Genomic DNA, 19,589 nt, shown 5'->3' with positions numbered 1-19,589 from the left:
TGGCCTGAGGTTCAGGTTCCGCAGAAGGTCCGGTACGGGCCGAAGCTTTCCGGGGCCGGCGCAGCGTAGTGCTCAAGGCCCGGGCGCTCAACGTAGGGGGAAGCCACGGCGTCCATCAGCCGTTCCAGCGGTCCGGTGTCCCCGCCGGTAGCGGCCGTCAGGGCTTCCTCCACGAGGTGGTTCCGCGGAATGTAGACGGGATTGACGCGGTCCATGGCGTCAGCGTCCGGAGTCAGAGCCCGCCAGCGCGCCAGCCAGGCATCAAACGCTGCCAGGTCCAGCATCGTGCCGCGGGCAGGTTCCGCCTGGCCGCGGGCGGCCTTGCCGAGGTGCCGGAAAAACGACGTATAGTCCGGGCGGGACTCCTGCAACAGCGCCACCAGCCCGTCCACAACAGGTGACGTGACGTCGTCGTGCAGTTCTTCACGCAAACCCAGTTTGGCCCTCATGCCCGCAGCCCAGGCGGCGCTGTACTGCCCGCGGAACCCCTCGAGTGCCTCGACGGCCAGGGCCAGTGCGGTGTCCTGGTCCATGTGGAGCAGGGGCAGGAGCGACTCCGCCAGCCGGGCAAGGTTCCACTCCGCCACCAGCGGCTGGTTGCGGTAGGCGTAGCGTCCGGTCTCGTCGATGGAACTGTAAACGGCCGCGGGATCGAAGCCTTCCATAAAGGCGCACGGCCCGTAGTCGATGGTCTCGCCGGAGATTGTCATGTTGTCCGTGTTCATGACCCCGTGGACGAAGCCCGCAAGCATCCAGTGCGCGACGAGCGTTGCCTGCGCGGCAATTACTGCCTGGAGCAGTGCGAGGTAAGGGTTTTCGGCTGACGCAGCGGACGGGTAGTGACGGGTGAGCGCGTGGTCGGCCAGGCGGCGCAGCAACCCGGTGTCCTCGGTGGCCCGGGCGTATTGGAAGCTGCCGACGCGCAGGTGGCTGCCGGCAACCCGGGTCAGGACGGCACCCGGCAGGAGTGCCTCGCGCTGCACCGGATTCCCTGTCCCGACGACGGCGAGGGATCGTGTTGTGGGGATGTTCAGGGCGTGCATGGACTCGCTGAGGATGTATTCGCGCAGCATGGGGCCGACCACTGCCAGCCCGTCGCCGTTCCGTGCGAACGGGGTCCGCCCTGAGCCTTTCAGGTGAATGTCGCGGAGCTGCCCGTCAGCGTGCGGGATTTCGCCGAGCAGGAGTGCCCGCCCGTCTCCGAGCCGGGGCGAGTACCAGCCGAACTGGTGCCCGGCGTAGGCCTGAGCCACCGGTGTAGCCCCGGCGGGCAGGGCGTTGCCGATCAGCAGCCGCAGCCCCTCAGGGCTCCGGAGAAAATCCGGATCGAGGCCGAGTTCGGCAGCGAGGGCGTCGTTGAGGACCAGGAGTCGGGGGTCCGGAGCCTCGTCCGCCCGCCACGGAATGGCCATCTCCTTGAAATCCCGGGCGAAGCGGCTTTCGAATGTGACCGTTGCAGGCGCTGTGTCACTCATCCCTCAAGGATACCGGCGGCGGCGTCGGCTCATGCCGGCGGCGCCCAGCTCTGCAGCTCGACGGCGTTGCCTTCGGGGTCCGTGACGTAGCACCAGGTGACCCGGCGCCCGTCGGCTGTGGTGAGGGTGACCACCTCGCCCACCGGGCCCCCGCCGTCGTCGAGGACGCGGCGTCGGGCGGTGTGCACGTCCGCCACCGCAAACGCGATGTGGCGGAAGCCTGGCCGGTCAATGCCCGTTTCCGATGCGCCGTCCGCCGATGAAGAGGCGTCCTCTGTCGAGGCGAACGTGTAGATCTCGAGCGTCGGGCCGTCCTCGCCGTGGCCGGGGAGCCGCAGATGCACACCCTGAAGGGCGGCATTGGGCACGGCAGTGCCCCGCTCAAGGTCCGCCCCGGCATAGTCGCGCACCGGGGGAACCGGCGTGCAGCCAAAGAGGCGCACGTACCAGTCGGCGAGGCTGCGCCAGTCGCGGGCGATCAGGTTCGTATGCCCGAAGCGGGCACCGTCGATGGGTCCATGTGCGTCACCGGTCATGGACGCATCGTACCCATTGCCGGCCCCGGAATGAACCAGCTCATGAGAATGCCCGCCCGGGGGTTCCCCCGGGCGGGCATTCAGAGTGGCACAGAGGTCAGCGCGAGCCGGCGCCTACTGCCGCACCGGCCTCGGCGCCGTCGGCCGCGCCGGCGAGCCTGAGCCACGTATCCACCACGGTGTCCGGGTTCAGGGAAACGGAATCGATGCCTTCCCCGACCAGCCATTCGGCGAAGTCCGCGTGGTCGCTGGGGCCCTGGCCACAGATGCCGACGTACTTCCCGCGTGCCTTGCAGGCCTTGATGGCCATGGTCAGCAGCTTCTTGACGGCGGGGTCGCGCTCATCGAAACTGTGCGCGATGGTTGCCGAGTCCCGGTCCAGGCCCAGGGAGAGCTGGGTCATGTCGTTGGATCCGATCGAGAATCCGTCGAAGTATTCGAGGAATTCGTCGGCAAGCAGCGCGTTGGACGGAATCTCGCACATCATGATCACCTCAAGGCCGTTTTCGCCGCGCCTCAGGCCGTTCTCCGCCAGCAGCTCGATGACGCCGCGGGCCTCGTCCAGGGTGCGCACAAACGGGATCATCAGCTTGACGTTGGTCAGGCCCATCTCGTTGCGGACGAAGGACAATGCCTCGCACTCAAGGTCGAAGCAGTCCCGGAAGGACGGATCCAGGTACCGTGAGGCACCGCGGAAGCCGAGCATCGGGTTTTCCTCGTGCGGCTCGTAGGCCGGCCCGCCAATGAGGTTGGCGTACTCGTTGGACTTGAAGTCGGACATACGCACAATCACCGGTTCCGGCGCGAAGGCCGCCGCGATGGTGGCCACGCCTTCGGCGAGGCGTTTGATGTAGTAGTCCCGCGGGCTGTCGTAAGCGGCGATGCGTTCCCGGATCTCCGCGGCCACATCCGCAGCCTGGTCATCCAGGTTCAGCAGGGCCTTGGGGTGGATGCCGATCTGGCGGTTGATGATGAATTCCAGCCGGGCCAGGCCCACACCGTGGTTGGGCAGCTGGGCGAAAGTGAACGCCTGCTCCGGGGTGCCGACGTTCATCATGACCTTGACCGGCGCCTCGGGCAGCTGGGTGATCTCGGTTTCCTCGACGGTGAAGTCCAGGAGTCCTTCGTAGATGATGCCCGTCTCACCGTCGGCGCAGGTGACGGTGACCTCGAGGCCGTCGGTCAGGGCGTGCGTGGCGTCGCCGGTGCCGACGACGGCGGGAATCCCCAGTTCGCGGGCAATGATGGCCGCGTGGCAGGTGCGTCCGCCGCGGTTGGTGACGATCGCGGAGGCGCGCTTCATGATCGGTTCCCAGTCAGGGTCGGTCATGTCGGCGACCAGGACGTCGCCGGTCTTGAACGCGGCCATCTGATCGATGGCCGTCAGGATGCGGACGCTGCCGGCACCGATACGCTGGCCGATGGCGCGGCCTTCGGCGAGGACCCGGCCGGTTCCGTTGAGGCGGAAGCGGCTCAGGCTGCCGGAGGCACGGCGGGACTGCACCGTCTCCGGGCGTGCCTGCAGGATGTACAGCCCGCCGTCGATCCCGTCTTTGCCCCATTCGATGTCCATCGGGCGGCCGTAATGGTTCTCGATGGCGACGGCGTGCCTGGCGAGCTGCTCGACGTCGTCGTCCGTGAGGCTGAAGCGGTTCCGCAGCGAGGCCTCCACCGGGACGAAGTCGATGGTGTGGCCCACCTCGCGGTTGGTGGTGTAGGTCATCTGGAGGGCCTTCTCGCCCAGTCCGCGCTTGAGGATGGCGGGGCGGCCGGCCTGCAGGGCAGGCTTGTAAACGTAGAACTCGTCCGGGTTCACGGCACCCTGGACCACTGCTTCGCCCAGGCCGTAGGAGGACGTGACGAACACAGCATCCTGGAATCCGGATTCGGTGTCCATGGTGAACATGACACCGGAGGCCCCGACGTCGGAGCGCACCATCCGCTGGACACCGGCCGAGAGTGCCACATCGGCGTGCTCGAACTTGTGGTGCACGCGGTACGCGATGGCGCGGTCGTTGTAGAGCGACGCGAACACGTCCTTGATGGCGAGCAGGATGTTGTCGATGCCTCGGACGTTGAGGAAGGTCTCCTGCTGGCCTGCGAAGGAGGCGTCAGGCAGGTCCTCTGCGGTTGCGCTTGAGCGGACGGCCCAGGAGAGGTCCTCAGAGCCGCCGTGCTTTTCAACCAGCTGCTGGTAGGAATCCCGGATCTGCTTCTCGAAGTCCGGGAGGAAGGGCGTTTCGCGCATGAGGGTGCGGATCTCCTGGCCGGCGGCGGCAAGGGCCGTCACGTCATCCGTATCCAGGCCGAGCATGCGGTCGGCGATCTTCTGGTCCAGGCCGGAGTCTGCGAGGAAGCTGCGGTAGGCGTCGGCTGTCGTGGCAAAGCCGTCGGGGACCTGGACGCCGGCGGAGGTCAGGTTCTGCACCATCTCACCGAGCGAGGCATTCTTACCGCCCACCCGGTCCAGGTCCTTGAGTCCGAGTTCTGAGAACCACAGGATGTCTGTCGTCATAAGTTACTGCTCCTTTGCAGATGGTGGCATGCAGATGTGCCGCCCACTCTTGGTTATGGCCGGTTGATGGGCGCGAATCCCGTCCACAGTGACAGGAATCGGGCGCTGTTGCCACATGATATGCGCCACATTTAGTTTGTGAAAAATTTCCCTAATGCTTGAGGTTCATGCGCTGCAGGATGGTCGCGGCCATTTCCTCTACGGACACCGAGGCTGAATTCAGGTACGGAATCCGGTGTGAGACGTAGAGCTGCTCGGCGCTCCGCAGCTCGAAGCCGCACTGCCGCAGGGACGCGTAGGGTGAGCCGCGGCGCCGTTCGGTGCGGATCTGGCTGAGGCGCAGCGGGTTGGAAGAGAGTCCGAAACATTTCTCAACGAATGGCCGCAGGGGCTTCGGAAGGCCCTCACGCGCAAAGTCCTCGTCCACCAGCGGAAAGTTCGCTGCGAAGATTCCGTGCTGCAGCGCGAGGTACATGGTGGTGGGCGTTTTCCCGCAGCGCGACGGCGCCACCAGGATGACCTGGGCTTTTTCCAGTGCGCGCAGGCTCTGGCCGTCGTCGTGTTCCATGGCGTACTCGACGGCGGCCATCCGGGATTGATACCGCTCCGCGTTGCCCAGGCCATGGGCCCGGCCGGGTTCGCCGCTGGCGGGTGTCCCGAGGGCCTGCTCCAACTGCCCCACGTGAGTCCCGATCAGATCCACGATGATCCCCTGACACGTGGCGAGGGCCTGACGGATCTCGCTGCTGACAGCCGTGGAAAAAACGATCGGACGTTTGCCGGTGGCGGCCAGGTGGTCGATGGTACGCACCACGGTGAAGGCCTGCTCCACCGTGGTGATGAACGGAACCGTGATGCGGTCAAAGTTATTGGCGGGGAACTGCGTCAACAAAGTGTTGCCGAGTGTTTCGGCGGTAATGCCGGTACTGTCCGAAAGGAAATAGACAGGCCGAAGATCGTCATTGGTCATAAACGCATTCTGTACCAGAAGGGGCCCGGTCTCCGAACGGAAGGCCCCGGGTGCCACTGCATATGACGTGGTGCGGTCCGTCCGGTCACCGGAGGGGCGCTGCCCCGGGCGCTCAGGCCTGGACGATGACGAGCCGGAAATGATCTTCCGGGCTGTAGTTCCAGGCGAAGCCCAGATCGCGCCAGCCGGCGTCAGTGGGTTCAGTTGTGGAGGTGGTGAGCTTCATCATCGACCGGACATCGTCCGGGACCTCCAAGGCGCCGAGGACGCACTGGACGTCTGCCATCTGCGCGCCGGTGGATTCCTTGGGGCCCTTGGTATCGATGGCGAGCTTCGTCCCGGCCGCGGTCAGGTCGACGCCGTCGGCGCCATCAAGTCCGCAGCCGGACACCGCGGCCGGGAGGTCGGAGGCGGCGGGTGCCGATGAGGCGGAGGGTGAGGTTTCGGCTGTCGTTTCGGGCGCCGGGGCGGGTGTGGCGATGGAACAGCCGGAGAGGACAAGCGCCGCCCCGACGGCGGTCGCAGCAGTGATCGTGTTCCTGATCATGTGAAGCCTTTCGATAAAGAGACCTGGTGGCAGCGTCCGGCCCAAAACCTGACGCGCATTGTCGCCCCCGGTGTTCGCCGGACTGCCGCGGCTGATCTTCAGGCTACTGGACGCCGGGCATTCCGGAATCATACGGGGCTTCCAGGAGCTTATGCCGGTCAGTATCAGGAATGCGTTCTGGCGCCGCCACCAGACTCTCCCTTGGGTTCGGGGCATGTTCTCCAGCTTCCGGGATGGCCAGCCCCGTGTCGAGTTTGGCCAGAGCGCAACCCGCTAAAGGAGCAACTCCTCCAGTCCCCGCTTGAAGCCGGAGCGCCCGCCATGGGCGGGGTGCCTGACTTTGGGTGCGTCCATCCCTCTTTTCACCAGGCTGCGATGGGCGACGTTTCCCACCGCCACGACAGTTTCGATGCTGAAGAGTCCTGCCAGTGCCAGCCAGTAGGGGGCTCCGAGATCTGCTTCGGCGGCAGTCGGCGTGCGGTTGGTCCGGGGGCGGTCCGGCGCATGGGTGTGCCACGGGCAGGCGCTCCACAGCAGAGGAAGGAAGTGCAGTTCCGTCAGGACCTCCCACATCACTGTCGCGGTCGGTTCGGACGCTACTCCCGCGGCCTCAGCCGGCAGCCGGTAGCCCTTGCCCGGCCCAAACAATCCGAAGCTGTTGGCCGGCCCCTCGAAGACGGTTCGGTTAGTGAAGGGAACTCCGGTGATCCGCATGCCCCTAAAGCCGGGGGCTTCACCCAGCAGCATCACCTTCGGAGCCCGGTCCAGCATTTCGTGCAGATAAATTTCAAGGTTCCGTCGCCGAAGCGCATTTTCCGCCAGGGCGTGATCAAAGAAGTTGTTCCGCCCCGGCCCGGCCGGTACTCCCGACACCCACGCCACAAAATCGCCGATCGAAGAAGCAGTCATTCCCGCACTCCCATGCCACGACTATATTGGCTGCCGCCGTCTTCGCTCTGGCCGGGACATCCGTTCGTTGCTAGCGTGGCGCCATGAGCCCGTCGAAGACTCCGGCCGAAATCCTCACCATCGATGGCACCGAGGTCCGCATCTCGAGTCCGGACAAGGTGGTGTTCCCCGGGCCCGGCCTGACCAAGCTGGATCTGGTTCGCTATTATCTCGCCGTGGCGGATGGCGCGTTGCGCGGGGCAGGCGGCCGGCCCATGGTGCTCAAGCGCTTTCCGAAAGGCATCGATTCTGAGCCGTTCTTTCAGAAGCGCGTGCCGGAGAACCACCCGGACTTCATCGACACCGCGACGCTGCACTACGCGTCAGGGACCTCGGCCGAGGAAGCCGTCATCCGGGACGCGGCGGGGTTGGCGTGGGTGGTGAATCTGGGCTGCCTCGACCTCAACCCGCATCCGGTCCGCGCCGAGGATCTCGAGCACCCGGACGAGCTCCGGGTGGACCTCGATCCGATGCCGGGGGTGGACTGGGCCCGGATTGTCGATACCGCATACGTCGCGCGGGACGTGCTTACCGACGTCGGCCTGGTGGGCTGGCCGAAGACAAGCGGGTCGCGAGGGCTTCATATCCTCGTGCGGATCGCCCCGCAATGGACGTACCGCGACGTGCGGCTCGCCGCCGAAACCCTCGCCCGCGAGGTCGAAAACCGTGCTCCCGGCCTCGCCACCGCACGGTGGTGGAAGGAAGAGCGCGGCGAGAGTGTGTTCGTGGACTTCAACCAGAATGCCAAGGACCGCACGGTGGCATCTGCATACTCGGTCCGGCCCTTGCCCGACGCGCGGGTCTCGACACCGCTCAACTGGGACGAGGTCCGCTCCGTCCGGCCGGAACACTTCACGGTCCGCACGGTGCCGGGGCGCTTCGCAGATCTGGGCGACCGGCACGCCGGGATCGACGACGCCGTTGGCTCGCTGGAGGGGCTCCTCACCCTGGCCAAGGCGCTGGGCCCGGCGGAAAAAGCACCGCGCAGCGGGGACGGCTCCGGCCGACGGCAGTCGGTGATGCCGCTCATCGAGGTGGCCCGCACCAGGACCAAGCCCGAGGCTTTGGCGGCGCTCGATGAGTGGAAGGCCCGGCACGCGGACCTGGTCCCGGCACTGCACCCGGCTGACGTGCTCGTCGACGGTATGCGCGGCTCGAGTTCACTCTGGTACCGCGTGCGCGTGAACCTGCAGCACGTCCCCGCGGCTGAACGTCCGCCCCAGGAGGAGCTCACAGCGGATTACGACCCGTGGGCCGGCAAGGAATGGCCCGGACGGGCGGGGTCCTGACGGCTCCCCGGTATTGTGATCCTGCCGTCGCCGGGTCTAGCGTTCTGTCCATGAAAGAGCCACGTTCCCTGGCCGTTGTGGTTGCCCATCCGGACGACGATGCATACGGTTGTGCCGGCTCGATCGCCCTGCACGAGAACGATCCCGGGTTCCGGTTCTGCCTGGTGCTTGCGACCGACGGCGGCGCCGGAGAGATCGCCGAGGGTGTCCCGACGACGGCTGCGGAGCTGGGTGCCTGGCGCCGCCGGGAGAGCGCCAACGCGTGGCGCGCCCACGGCAGAATCCCGGACCGGCACGAATGGCTGGACTACGCGGACGGGCGGGTGCACGAGGTCGACTTCGAGGAACTGGTAGGCAAGATATTGGACATTCTGCTTCAGGAACGCCCGCAGGTGGTGGCGACTTTCGGGCCGGACGGAATCACCGGGCACCGTGACCACATCGCCGTTGGCAAGGCTACGGATGAAGCCTTTGCCAGGGCGCGTGCGACGCCCGGCCCCGGCTTGCGGCGGTTGGTGCACGGAGCCCTGCGTGCCTCCACCTTTGAACGCTGGAACCTTCGGCGGCACCAGGAAGGGCTGGCTCCGTGGGACCCGGCCGTTGAATATCACCTCCGTCCGGTGCCCGACGAGTGGATAGACATCGAGGTGGACACGAGCCCTGTGGCAGACCGGATCGTGGCGGGTCTGCTGGAGCACAAATCGCAGCTGGATGTCCTTGTTGGCCCGAACATGGATGAACGCCGGTGGGCCAGGATGGCGTCCCGTGAGTCGTCGGTCCTGGCGTGGCCGGGCCGGCCGCCGGGCAGTCCGTTGCTCACTGACCTTTTCCAGGGGCTGTGACATGACGCAGTTGCATCCATCGTTGGCGCAGGGCCTGGACAGGCAGCTAGCCCGGCACCCGGACGACTGGGAGCAGACGTTCCGCCAGATGGCTCTGTTCGACCTCGCAGAGGACATCAAGCTCGGCTTCTTCCTGGCCTACTACCGGAACTTCGCCATTCCGTCCGGTTCAGCCACGCTCGTGAAGAACGGGGAAATCCCCGTCCGGCCCATGAAGCGGTCAATTGACACCGGCGTCGTCATCTATGAACTCATCGCCGGCGGACTGGACTCGGAGCGCGGCCGGCACATGACGGACTTGCTCAACCGCGTCCACCGGTATGTTCCGGGCAGCCAGGAGGATTTCCTTTATGTGCTGATGACGCTCCTGGTGGTTCCCCTGCGATGGACCGACCGTTACGGCTGGCGGAAGCCAACACAGACAGAACGAGACGCCGCAACGCGGTTCTTCCGCGAACTGGGAACGAGAATGCATATCGTGGACATTCCCGAAACGTTCGAAGAGGCCGAATCATTCTTCGACGATTACGAGCGCCGGCGGATGGCCCCCAGCACAGCAGGCAAGACACTGATGAGTGCCACGGTCCAGGTGTTTCAAAGCATGCAGCCAAGGCTTCTCCATCCGGTCACGAAACGCATGATCGCGACAATGCTCAACGACGCGGAGCTGGCTGAAGCGCTCGGACTCCCCCGCAGCACCTGGTGGTCACGCCTCGCGCTCAGCGCGGGGATGGGCGTGCGCAATGTGATCCTCCGCCGCACTCCCCTGAGCACGGTTCCCAGCTTCATTCCCGGACAGGCTGCCCCGCCGGTCTACGCAGGGGGCTACTCCCTGGCCGATGTCGGACCGCGCAACGTGATGGGGCCCCGGGTCCGCAACAGGGCATAAATACTTCGGCCAAGCGCGCGTCAACGCAACCCGACGACGCGAGCCGGGTGCCGTCGTCGTACGCCGCTTCCGTTGCTGCAGGCAAATATCAGCCAGCCTCTGGACTCTTGGGCGGGGCCGACCCAGACTGTCTACAACAGCTGGCCCGGCAGGCCGGCCGCGGTTCCTGTTCCACATCTTGAAAGGACCTGGTTATGCCGGACTTCTCAGCATTCTTTCCTCTCATTGCCGCCATCCTGGGCGTGCTTGTTGCCGCTGCCTTTATCTGGGTGGCAACAAAACTGATGTGGAAGGTGGCGGAACCCAACGAAGCGCTCATCATCTCCGGGCTGACCCGTGGAACCCTGGAAACCCGGGCGGGGATGGATTTCAAGATCGTCACAGGAAAGGGCGCTTTGGTCCTTCCCGGCCTCCAGACGGTGCGGACGTTGTCGCTCACTTTGAATGAAACTGAGCTCAAAGTCTCCTGCGTTACTTCCCAGGGCATCCAGGTGATCGTGGAGGGCGTGGTCATCTACAAGATTGGCGACGCCCCGCCCTTCATCGCCAATGCGGCACGTCGCTTCCTGGGACAGCAGCCCAAGATGGAAAGCCAGGTATACAACGTCTTTGAAGGCCACCTCCGCTCAATCATCGGCAGCATGACCATGGAGGAGATCATCCGCGAGCGGGACAAGCTCGCTTCGCAGGTCCGCAGCGCCAGCGGCGTGGAGATGGAAAAACTGGGGCTGGTGGTGGATTCGCTGCAGATCAAGGACCTGCAGGACCCGACGGGGTACATCCAGAACATCGCCAAGCCGCACATTGCGCAGGTAAAAATGGAGGCCCGCATCGCCGAGGCCACCCGCAACCGCGAAGCGGCCGAGAAGGAAGCGGAGGCGGCGGCGCTGATCGCGGACGCGCAGAGCGTTTCAGCAATCAGGCAGTCGGTGGCTCAGGCCAACGCCGAGCGCGCCAAGGCCAACGCTGCCCAGGCCGGCCCGCTGGCCGACGCCACAGCCAGGCAGCAGGTGGTGGTTCAGGAAACCGAGGTAGCCAAGCTTGAGGCGGACCGGGAAGAGCAGAAGCTCCAGACCACCATCCGGAAACCCGCGGACGCCAAAGCCTACGCCAAACGAACCGACGCGGAAGGCCAGAAAGCGGCAGACATCAGCGCCGCCGAGGCACTCGCACGCCGAACCGAGCTTGAAGCCCAGGCCAACGCCCGCCGGACGGAGCTGCAGGCCCAGGCAAATGCCACCGCAGCAGCAGCCGCTGCCGGAGCCACCAAGGTCACCGGCGAAGCCGAAGCAGCGGCCACCAAAGCCAAGGGTGATGCCGCGGCCTCAGCGATCAAGGCCAAAGCGCTGGCCGAGGCAGATGGCATCAAGGCGCGGGCCGAGGCGTTGGGGACCAACCAGGACGCGGTGATTTCCCAGCAGCTCGCCGAGAACATGCCCGCGATCATCGCGGCAGCTGCCGAGCCGTTCTCACATGTGGGCCAGATGACTGTCCTGAACGGCGGCGAAGGCGTCAACAAAATGCTTGGCGGAATCCTCGCGCAGGCTGGAGATTACCTCCCGGCACTCGCGTCCGCGCTCAAGAAGGGCCAGGATGCCAAGCGCCAGCCCAAGTCTCCCGACGCCTAGGAGGCAGGCGTGCACAGGAATGTTGACCGGAGCCTGACAGGCAAAATCGGGCGGGTGACAGGGCGGATCGGGCCGGGCACCATCGGGGAAGTGATGCTGCCCTACCTCGGCGGCATCATGGCATTCCATGCCCACCCGTTCGACAGGACGAGCGGCTTCGCAGTGGGTGATGAGGTGCTGGTGATCTACTACGAGCCGCCGCAGACGGTTTACGTGGACGAACTTCCGGAGGTGCTGAGGCACGGCGGGTAGGGCATTTCGACTCTTCGCGCTGCCCGCCGTCGGGATTAGCCTGATCCGCATCAGCGTCCACCGCCGTCGAGGAGCCGTTATGGCCGGGTTTGTGCAGTTCATCGGGTGTGGACCACCGCCTTCGAGGACAACGGCTAGGGGCAGGACATGGATTCTGTAGGTCTCGATACGGAGCGCGGAGACGCCGGTTCCGGCCTGGTTCTCGACCTCAGCCAGCTGGCGTCAGCGTCGCTGGCCACAGTGGGCGGCAAGGCCCTGAACCTTGGCCGCCTCGTCGCCGCGGATTTTCCGGTTCCCCCCGGTTTCTGCCTGACGACGGCGGGCTACAGGATCTCCGCGCCGGCGGAACTGGATGCCATTGCCACCCGCCTCGACGGGGCTGGTCTCGACGGGGCCGGCCTGGCCGGCGCTGCCGTTCTGTCTGACGGGGACCGCGACGACCTTGCGCGGCGTGCGCGGGAGGCGGTGGCGGCTGCGCCGGTGCCTCCCTCCGTCGATGCTGCAGTCCGCGACGCCTATGCTGCGATGGGCGGCGGGCCGGTGGCGGTGCGTTCGTCCGCCACCGCCGAGGATCTGCCCTTTGCCAGCTTCGCAGGGCAGCAGGATTCCTTTATGGACGTGGCGGGAGCCGATGCCGTCGTCGACGCCGTCCGGCGCTGCTGGGCCTCCCTGTGGACGGACCGTGCGGTGGCCTACCGCACAACGAACGGGATCAGGCACCACGAGGTGGGCCTCGCCGTCGTTATTCAACACATGGTCCACGCCCGGACGGCCGGTGTGCTGTTCACCGCCAATCCGGTGACAGGCACTCGCACCGAAACCGTCATTGACGCCGCTCCGGGACCGGGACAGGCAGTAGTGTCCGGCGCCGTGAACCCCGACCATTTCGTGGTGGACACGGCATCGGGCCGGCTCCTGCAGCAGCCGGACGGCACGGCTCCAAGCCTGACCAGGGCACAGCTGCGTGAGCTGGCGTCCCTTGGCGACGCTGCCCAGCGGCTTGTGGGCGCGCCCCAGGACGTGGAGTGGGTGATCGACGCCGGCGGTAAGGCCTGGCTGACCCAGTCGCGGCCCATCACCACGCTGTATCCCCTGCCCGCCGATGACCCGCTCAACGGTCAGGCCGGCACCGGCGCGGCGGCTGACGCAGCCTCCGGCGCGGATACTCGCGTCTACCTGTGCGGCACGCTGCTCCAGGGCCTCACTCGTCCGATCACGCCGATGGGACTCTCCGTCCTGGGCCTCATGAGGGGCAGCAACAAGGGCCCGTGGAAGTACGTGAATCCGGGACTGCGGATGTACGTCGACCTGACGCCGCTTCTCCGCAACAAATCCGGCCGCCAGTCGCTGGTGAAGGTGCTGCCGCTCGCGGACGGAAGGTCAGCTGCCCTCTTGCCTGCGCTCCTGGACGACCCTCGGTTCAGTGTTGTCCGGAGTCCCCGGAACAAACGCGGCGGCGAGGGGCCCATTACTCCTGCCACGGTCCGGTCCAAGGGCACTGAAGGCACCCAGAGCCTGGGCCTGTTCCTCCGGCTCATTCCCCCCATGGCCCGCGCGCTGCTCTGGCCGGAGCGGGAACTTCGGCGGGCACGGCGGTACCAGGACCGTCTCGCCGCCCGGCTGGTCCTCCCGTTGCCGGCTACCGCAGCCCGCCGGCTCCAGCACACCGAGGACATCATGGCCACCACGATCAACGGGCTGATCCAGGCCACGCTGCCGGCGCCGACCGTTGGTTACCTGATGCTGGCCGCGGCCCGCAGGCTGCTGCGCGGAATTGCGAAGCCGCGCGAGCTCGAGGCCGTCCTCCGCGGACTTCCCCACAACGTGACCACCATGATGGATCTGGAGCTATGGAAACTGACAGTGTCTCTGGGCAGGGACCCGGAATCCCGCCGTGTGTTCATGGAACTGAAGCCTGGCGGGTTGGCTTCGCGCTACAAAGCGGGCATGCTGCCGGCGGCTGCCCAGTCCGGGCTGCAGGAATTCCTGGCCAAGTACGGTCACCGGGCCGTGGCGGAGATCGACCTGGGTATGCCGCGGTGGTCCGAGGAACCTGACCACATCCTCGGCATGATCTCGAACTATCTCCGCGTGGACGACCCCGAACAGACTCCGGACCGCCAATTCGCGCGGGCCGCTGACCATGCGGAGGCCCGGATCGGCGACCTGGTGGCGCGTGCCGGGTCAGCGGGCCGGTTGCGGGGGCGCCTGGTGTCGTTGTGCCTGCGCCGGACACGTCAGCTCGCCGGTCTGCGCGAGTTCCCCAAGTTCTGCATCATTCTGGTGCTCGCGGAGATGCACCGGCAGCTTAGGGAAGTCGGGGCCGAGCTGGTCAGGAACGGAGTAATCGACGCCGCCGGTGACGCGTTTTTCCTGGACTTCGACGAACTGCGTGTTGGCCTTCGCGGTGCGGACCTGAAGGGAATCGTGACACGCCGCCGCCGGCTGTACGACGTCGAACTCCGCCGGCGGCGCGTTCCGCGCCTGCTGCTCTCGGACGGCACCGATGTGGAGGCCGCCGCGAAGCCGCTGCCGGCTGCCGGAGACCACCTGACGGGGACGCCGGCCTCTGCGGGCACCGCGACGGGGAAGGTCAGGGTAATCATGGATCCGGTGGGCGCCCGCCTCGAACCAGGGGAAATCCTGGTGGCCCCCTCCACCGATCCCGGCTGGACGCCGCTTTTTATGACGGCCGGCGCCCTGGTGATGGAGATGGGCGGCGTGATATCGCACGGGGCGGTGGTGGCCCGCGAGTACGGTATTCCCGCAGTAGTGGGTGTTGCCGACGCCACCACGCGCCTGCGCGATGGCCAGAGCATCACCGTGGACGGGGCTGCGGGAACTGTTGTGTGGTGAGGGTCTTTTCAGCGCCGAACCCACAGTCCGTGCAGCAGCGGAACCACTGAAGCAATCATCAGGATGTTGCCGAGCACTGTGTCGTCCGCCCGGACCACGGAACCTGCAATGAGCATGGCGCCGAAAATCACTGCCGATACCGATCGCCGGGCCGTCCGGTTCAGCCGGGCCACCTGCCGTTCAAGACGCGGATTGGCCGCCGAGAGTGACCCGTCCTCGATCCGCGTGACAAGGCCGTCCAGGCGTTTCGGCAGCCGCAGGGCGACGCCGGCCGCGTCGAACGCCTGCTGTGCCACGTCCTGCACGATATTGCCGCGCTCGTCGCGCAGCAGCTGCGCTGCATAGGGTTCCACGGAGTCCCACAAATTGAAGCGTGCATCCAAGGAACTGCACACTCCCGACGTCAGCGACATCGCGCGGATGATGAGCAGGAAGTTCTCCGGAAACTGGAACGGCAACGAGCGGACCAGGTCGCCGAACTCCACCGCGAAATCAAGGAACTCCCGCGGATCCACCTCGCGAAGCTCGGCAAAGCCCATCCCGCCGAACCTGGCGAAGAGATGGGTCATGGCCCGCTCAAGCTCCGCCGTATCGGCCGAGGGCACCAGCACCCCCACATCGCTGATCGCCGCCACCAGACCCCTGCCGTCACGCGAGGCAGCCGCAATCAGCAGCCTCCGCAGGCCGCTGCGCGTACTGGGCGGAACCTCGCCCATCATCCCGAAGTCGATGAACGTCAGCTTCCAGGGGTGCTCTGCGGCTGAATCGGTATTCGGCGTGACAAAGATATTGCCGGGGTGCGGATCGGCATGGAAAAAACCTTCCGTAAACATCTGGTCAAACATGACAGAGGCGAAAACCGGGGCAACCTCCGCCGGATCGATCCCCGCCGCAAGGAGCGCGGGCAAGTCGGTGATCTTGATCGCCGTGACATCTTCGAGGGTAAGCACGCGGCGGGTGCTCCGCTCCCAGACGATCTCAGGCACGGTCACCCTCTCGTCGTCGGCGAAATCCGCCGCGAAGCGCTCAGCATTCACTGCCTCGTGCAGGTAGTCGATCTCCTCAAGGCTGGTTTGGGCAAACTCCTCAACCAGGGCGGGCATATCGGCACGATCGGACACCAGGCGCACGTGGCTAAGCCAGCCGGCCACCTTGCGAAGTGCCGCCAGGTCGACGTCGACAATCGCGTCGATGCCCGGTCGCTGCACCTTCAACACCACCCGGTGGAGCCCGGCATCGGCGGCGTTGGCGGGCATGAGTTGTGCGCGGTGCGCCTGGCCGAGGGAGGCTGCAGCGATTGGCGTTTCATCCACCGAGGCGAAGATCATGCTCAGCGGCGCCCCCAGCTCCGATTCGGCAAGGGCGCGGATTGCGGCGAACGGGACCGGGGGCACCTCGTCCTGGAGGCCCTCCAGTTCAGCGGTGATTTCCGGCGGGAGCACATCGAGCCTGGACGACAGGAACTGGCCAACCTTGATCATCAGGCCGCCAAGGTCCACCGCAAGGTCACGGAAGCGCTGTGCGAAGCGCCGCATCCTCCGAGTCCTTATGTGTTCGGCAATCCTGATAAGACCGATGCGCGGGAGGAACAGCTCAAACCACCAGGTCACCGCCAGGTGCCACGCGGCGAACCGCAGGATGCGGCGGTAACGGGCGCGGTTGTTCCCGGCGCCGGGGCCCGGACCTGCACGTTCCCGGCGAGCCGGCGCCACCCCGTCAGTCCTGGGCGAGGATCGAGTACAGCCGGCGGCGTGCCTCGTCGAGCACCATGACCGCCTCCTGCACCTGCTTCGGAGAGCCGGTGCGGCCCACCTGGGCAGCAGCCTGCGCGAGCTCGATGCCGGCCTTGGGCAGCGCCGCAAACCCTGTGCCGGATCCCGGGCCCGTTGACTCCCAGAGCGCGGATGCATCGGCACCCGCTACCTCTTCCCTGCCTGCTTCGGTCAGGGAATAGATCTTGCGCCCGTTGGATTCCTCGGCACTGATGAATCCCTCATCGGCGAGCAACTGCAGGGTTGGGTAGATCGATCCGGCGCTGGGTTTCCAGCTGCCACGGCTGCGCTCCTCAATCTCATTGATGATCTGGTAGCCGTGCATCGGCCGCTCCGCGAGCAGGGCCAGTATGGCCGACCGCACTTCGCCCCGGCCCGCGCGGGTGCCCGAACGCTTCTCAAACCGCGAGCGCAGCTCCTCGACGACCTGCCATACGCCGTCAATGTTGGGGCCGCCGGATCCGCCCGCCGGGTACGAGTTATGCATGTTGCTCTCCTCTAACGAGTCGCGAACGATAGTCAACGATACATCCGTGCCCGCAAAACCAACAGGGAGAAACCGACGCCCCGCCCAGCCGAAGGTGGCAGCATGGAGAGATGAATCCTGCTGACGGTTTTCCCGGCCTTTTCCGGCGTCCCAAGCCCATGAAACCCAAGCCGGGTCAGGAATCGGTGTGGGATTACCCGCGGCCGCCAAGGGTCGAGGCACGGTCCGAAAGGGTCGTCGTGCGGCTCGGCGGCCAGGTCATTGCCGACACCACCGATGCACTGCGCGTCCTTGAGACCAGCCATCCGCCTGTCTACTACTTGCCCCTGGACTCCTTTGCTGACGGTGCGCTCGTCCCGGCCGGGGGCACCACCTTCTGCGAGTTCAAGGGCGAAGCGCACTACTTCGACGTCGTTGCCGGCGGAGTCGTCGCGCCCCGTGGCGGGTGGACCTATCCGGAACCTGCCAGCGGTTTCGGGGAGCTCCGTAACCGGGTGGCCCTCTACCCGGGCCGGATGGACTCCTGCGAGGTCGATGGCGAACAGGTGGCCTTTCAGGCAGGTGATTTCTATGGCGGGTGGATCACCAGCAGGATCGTTGGCCCGTACAAAGGCGGACCGGGTACGGCAGGGTGGTGAGCAAGCCGCCGTCGAAACCGGGCGCCGGCATTAGCCGGCCCGGCGGTTACCCGTCCGGCAGGAGCCGGTAGACGGCGCCATAGTTGGAGGGTACGCGGACCGGACTTACGTGGCCCCCGGCTGGAATCAGGAGTGGCGGCCCGGGATTCTCTGTCCTGTCAATCTGTTCTTCCCACCGACCGGCCTTCGGCCAGCGAATCCAGGCCTCGACGCTGTCGTCCGAAAAATTGAGCACCACCATAAACGCCTCCGCGGGGAGGGCACCAGCTGCGGGTGCTTCGCGGCGGAAGACAATAATTCCTTCTTTGCGGTGGTTCGGATCGTCCTCGTAGTAAAAGAAGCCCCGGCTGCCGAGAGCCCTGTACCGGGACCGCAGGCCGGCCATGATCCGGTACAGCCGGATGAGTGCCTTTCCGGGAATATCGTAGAAGTACTCCCAGTGGAGGGGGCGGCTGTACAGGATCCGCTCATAGCCGCCCGGCCGGTGTGGTGTCACACTCCAGTTCTCGGCGAACTCCTGGCCGTGCCAAAGCATGGGCACGCCTTTGGCGGTGTACAGCGCGATGACGTAAGGCTGCGTTTTGTAGAAAAGTTCGCGGTTTCCATAGGGCTGGCCGACTGGGTCAGCAAGCTTTTCCAGTCCGAACCGCGTGATGAACCGGCTGTGGTCGTGCGACTCAAGATACTGGAACGGAGCCACGGGGAAGTGTTCTCCGGTGGTGGGGTTCTTGTAGAGGTTGGGGAAGCCGATGAGTTCGGGGTCCAGTTGGCGGGCGAAGGAGGCTTGGACAGTGCCCCCGCCGGCCTGCCCGGCCGCCTCGTCAAGCAGGCCGTTCTGCCAGCATGTGTTCGAGTAGGTGGTGCGCAGGATTCCCCTGGCGTCAGATAGGTGCTCCGCGCATTGGATCACCAGGCTCCGTCCGTCGCCGGCATCAAAACGCGGGTAGCGGGAGGGCTGCCGGGTGTGCTGGTAGGTCCGGTAGACAAGCTCGGCGTAGCCCCGCCCCGCGGCCCCGTCGAAGATGCCCGGCACGTAGTCGTAGCGGAACCCGTCCACATGGTATTCGTCCAGCCAGTACTGGCTGGCCGCCATAAAGAAGTCGCGGGTGAACTCTTTGGTGAAGTCGGTGCCGGGCGACTCAGAGAACTCCTCCCCGAACAGGCCCATCATCGGATTCGGCCTGCCGGACGTGTTGTAGACGAGGTTATAGGCGAATTCGGGGTGTGAATGGGAGTACACGGCATCCAGGATCACGGCGATGCCGTTGCTGTGACAGGCATCGACAAGGCGTTTCAGGCCCTCCGGACCGCCATAGCGGTCATCGGGCGCGAAGTAGGAAAGCGGTGTGTAGCCCCATTCCACGTCGTCCTTGACGTTGGTCACCGGCATGAGCTCCAGTGCGTTGACGCCCAGGCCCTGCAGGTAGGCCAACTGGCTGGCCACCCCGTCGAACGTGCCGTTGAATTCACCAACGTGCAGTTCGTAGACAACAAGGTCATCGACTTCCGGAACAACAAACCCGTCATCATGCCAGGTGAACGGCCCGCCGGGGCTGCCGATGTCGAAAGCGGACAACGTGCCGCGGCCGGTGGCGCGGGCGAAGGGATCGGCGAACCAGAATGCGACGGTCCGGGCGCCGCGGAGCAGCTGGAACCGATACAGGTAGACACCGTCCTGGCCGAAGTTTCCGTCGCTGTCCGCGGTCAGGTCAACGGTGATATCCCACAAGTCCAGGGCCGTGCCGCCGTGCCAGTACAGGTCAAATACCTTTGGTTCAATACCCCGCACGAACTGATCGCGCTCGTGGATGATACGGACCCGGACCCGGTATCCGTCAGGATAGGTAATGCCGGGCAGGTAGATGCCGAAGTGCACAAGCCAGTGACCCGCGGCATTCTTTACCGGGGCCGCCCCGACCTCGTAGATGTCAAGTGTCATAGCGGC

Annotated in this window: 16 protein-coding genes; 7 read left to right on the top strand and 9 right to left on the bottom strand. The window is 65.8% G+C overall.

The window, feature by feature from the left end; genetic code table 11:
* Positions 1-11 precede the first annotated feature (11 nt).
* The 6 genes from IDT60_RS08500 to IDT60_RS08475 form a co-directional block, all read right to left on the bottom strand.
* Positions 12-1,475, bottom strand: a complete 1,464-nt coding sequence (locus IDT60_RS08500; RefSeq protein WP_191081573.1) for a YdiU family protein — start codon at positions 1,473-1,475, stop codon at positions 12-14.
* A gap of 29 nt (positions 1,476-1,504) precedes the next feature.
* On the bottom strand, positions 1,505-2,011 hold the full coding sequence (locus IDT60_RS08495; protein WP_164200068.1) for a VOC family protein: 507 nt from the start codon (positions 2,009-2,011) through the stop codon (positions 1,505-1,507).
* A gap of 97 nt (positions 2,012-2,108) precedes the next feature.
* Entirely contained in the window at positions 2,109-4,526 is a 2,418-nt protein-coding gene (gene ppsA / locus IDT60_RS08490; protein ID WP_191081572.1) for a phosphoenolpyruvate synthase, read from the bottom strand.
* Positions 4,527-4,677: 151 nt separating this feature from the next.
* A complete protein-coding gene (locus IDT60_RS08485; RefSeq protein ID WP_164200071.1) occupies positions 4,678-5,496 on the bottom strand; it encodes a pyruvate, water dikinase regulatory protein in 819 nt (272 codons plus the stop codon).
* Positions 5,497-5,608: 112 nt separating this feature from the next.
* Positions 5,609-6,043 carry a hypothetical protein gene (locus tag IDT60_RS08480; protein WP_191081571.1) on the bottom strand — a complete coding sequence of 145 codons (435 nt, stop codon included), beginning with the start codon at positions 6,041-6,043 and terminating at the stop codon, positions 5,609-5,611.
* A 273-nt stretch (positions 6,044-6,316) separates the two neighbouring features.
* Entirely contained in the window at positions 6,317-6,952 is a 636-nt protein-coding gene (locus IDT60_RS08475) for a uracil-DNA glycosylase (protein WP_191081570.1), read from the bottom strand.
* 83 nt (positions 6,953-7,035) lie between these two features.
* On the opposite strand from IDT60_RS08475, the gene ligD reads away from it, so the two are divergent.
* From ligD to IDT60_RS08445, 6 genes are all read left to right on the top strand, one after another.
* Positions 7,036-8,280: a non-homologous end-joining DNA ligase gene (ligD, locus tag IDT60_RS08470; RefSeq protein WP_191081569.1), complete on the top strand. Its 1,245-nt coding sequence runs from the start codon at positions 7,036-7,038 to the stop codon at positions 8,278-8,280.
* Between the two features lie 50 nt (positions 8,281-8,330).
* Positions 8,331-9,122, top strand: a complete 792-nt coding sequence (locus IDT60_RS08465) for a PIG-L deacetylase family protein (RefSeq protein ID WP_191081568.1) — start codon at positions 8,331-8,333, stop codon at positions 9,120-9,122.
* Between the two features lies 1 nt (position 9,123).
* Positions 9,124-10,011 carry an oxygenase MpaB family protein gene (locus IDT60_RS08460; RefSeq protein WP_191081567.1) on the top strand — a complete coding sequence of 296 codons (888 nt, stop codon included), beginning with the start codon at positions 9,124-9,126 and terminating at the stop codon, positions 10,009-10,011.
* Positions 10,012-10,205: 194 nt separating this feature from the next.
* Positions 10,206-11,639, top strand: a complete 1,434-nt coding sequence (locus IDT60_RS08455) for a flotillin family protein (protein ID WP_191081566.1) — start codon at positions 10,206-10,208, stop codon at positions 11,637-11,639.
* 9 nt (positions 11,640-11,648) lie between these two features.
* Positions 11,649-11,891 carry a hypothetical protein gene (locus tag IDT60_RS08450; RefSeq protein WP_191081565.1) on the top strand — a complete coding sequence of 81 codons (243 nt, stop codon included), beginning with the start codon at positions 11,649-11,651 and terminating at the stop codon, positions 11,889-11,891.
* Positions 11,892-12,038: 147 nt separating this feature from the next.
* Positions 12,039-14,747 (top strand): PEP/pyruvate-binding domain-containing protein, encoded by a 2,709-nt coding sequence (locus tag IDT60_RS08445; RefSeq protein WP_191081564.1) that lies wholly within the window; start codon positions 12,039-12,041, stop codon positions 14,745-14,747.
* An 8-nt stretch (positions 14,748-14,755) separates the two neighbouring features.
* On the opposite strand, the gene IDT60_RS08440 is transcribed toward IDT60_RS08445, so the two are convergent.
* The gene (locus IDT60_RS08440; protein ID WP_370590730.1) at positions 14,756-16,282 is read right to left on the bottom strand and encodes an ABC1 kinase family protein; all 1,527 of its coding nucleotides are present in this window, start codon (positions 16,280-16,282) and stop codon (positions 14,756-14,758) included.
* Between the two features lie 181 nt (positions 16,283-16,463).
* Positions 16,464-17,006, bottom strand: a complete 543-nt coding sequence (locus tag IDT60_RS08435) for a PadR family transcriptional regulator (protein WP_191081562.1) — start codon at positions 17,004-17,006, stop codon at positions 16,464-16,466.
* Between the two features lie 110 nt (positions 17,007-17,116).
* Between IDT60_RS08435 and IDT60_RS08430 the strand changes: the two genes are divergently transcribed.
* Entirely contained in the window at positions 17,117-17,644 is a 528-nt protein-coding gene (locus IDT60_RS08430) for a DUF427 domain-containing protein (protein WP_191081561.1), read from the top strand.
* A 46-nt stretch (positions 17,645-17,690) separates the two neighbouring features.
* Here IDT60_RS08430 and IDT60_RS08425 read toward each other — a convergent pair whose 3' ends face one another.
* Positions 17,691-19,583, bottom strand: a complete 1,893-nt coding sequence (locus IDT60_RS08425) for an alpha-amylase family glycosyl hydrolase (RefSeq protein WP_191081560.1) — start codon at positions 19,581-19,583, stop codon at positions 17,691-17,693.
* Positions 19,584-19,589: the final 6 nt, after the last annotated feature.

It is taken from the genome of Pseudarthrobacter sp. BIM B-2242, assembly GCF_014764445.1.
Taxonomy (GTDB): domain Bacteria; phylum Actinomycetota; class Actinomycetes; order Actinomycetales; family Micrococcaceae; genus Arthrobacter; species Arthrobacter luteus_A.
Note: the sequence above shows the minus strand (reverse complement) of the source record. Positions and strands in the feature narration are given on the sequence as shown.

Coding starts and splice junctions, on each gene's coding strand:
- IDT60_RS08500 (WP_191081573.1), bottom strand. CDS start 1,475: ATGAGTGACACAGCGCCTGCAACGGTCACATTCGAAAGCCGCTTCGCC.
- IDT60_RS08495 (WP_164200068.1), bottom strand. CDS start 2,011: ATGACCGGTGACGCACATGGACCCATCGACGGTGCCCGCTTCGGGCAT.
- ppsA (WP_191081572.1), bottom strand. CDS start 4,526: ATGACGACAGACATCCTGTGGTTCTCAGAACTCGGACTCAAGGACCTG.
- IDT60_RS08485 (WP_164200071.1), bottom strand. CDS start 5,496: ATGACCAATGACGATCTTCGGCCTGTCTATTTCCTTTCGGACAGTACC.
- IDT60_RS08480 (WP_191081571.1), bottom strand. CDS start 6,043: ATGATCAGGAACACGATCACTGCTGCGACCGCCGTCGGGGCGGCGCTT.
- IDT60_RS08475 (WP_191081570.1), bottom strand. CDS start 6,952: ATGACTGCTTCTTCGATCGGCGATTTTGTGGCGTGGGTGTCGGGAGTA.
- ligD (WP_191081569.1), top strand. CDS start 7,036: ATGAGCCCGTCGAAGACTCCGGCCGAAATCCTCACCATCGATGGCACC.
- IDT60_RS08465 (WP_191081568.1), top strand. CDS start 8,331: ATGAAAGAGCCACGTTCCCTGGCCGTTGTGGTTGCCCATCCGGACGAC.
- IDT60_RS08460 (WP_191081567.1), top strand. CDS start 9,124: ATGACGCAGTTGCATCCATCGTTGGCGCAGGGCCTGGACAGGCAGCTA.
- IDT60_RS08455 (WP_191081566.1), top strand. CDS start 10,206: ATGCCGGACTTCTCAGCATTCTTTCCTCTCATTGCCGCCATCCTGGGC.
- IDT60_RS08445 (WP_191081564.1), top strand. CDS start 12,039: ATGGATTCTGTAGGTCTCGATACGGAGCGCGGAGACGCCGGTTCCGGC.
- IDT60_RS08440 (WP_370590730.1), bottom strand. CDS start 16,282: ATGCGGCGCTTCGCACAGCGCTTCCGTGACCTTGCGGTGGACCTTGGC.
- IDT60_RS08435 (WP_191081562.1), bottom strand. CDS start 17,006: ATGCATAACTCGTACCCGGCGGGCGGATCCGGCGGCCCCAACATTGAC.
- IDT60_RS08430 (WP_191081561.1), top strand. CDS start 17,117: ATGAATCCTGCTGACGGTTTTCCCGGCCTTTTCCGGCGTCCCAAGCCC.
- IDT60_RS08425 (WP_191081560.1), bottom strand. CDS start 19,583: ATGACACTTGACATCTACGAGGTCGGGGCGGCCCCGGTAAAGAATGCC.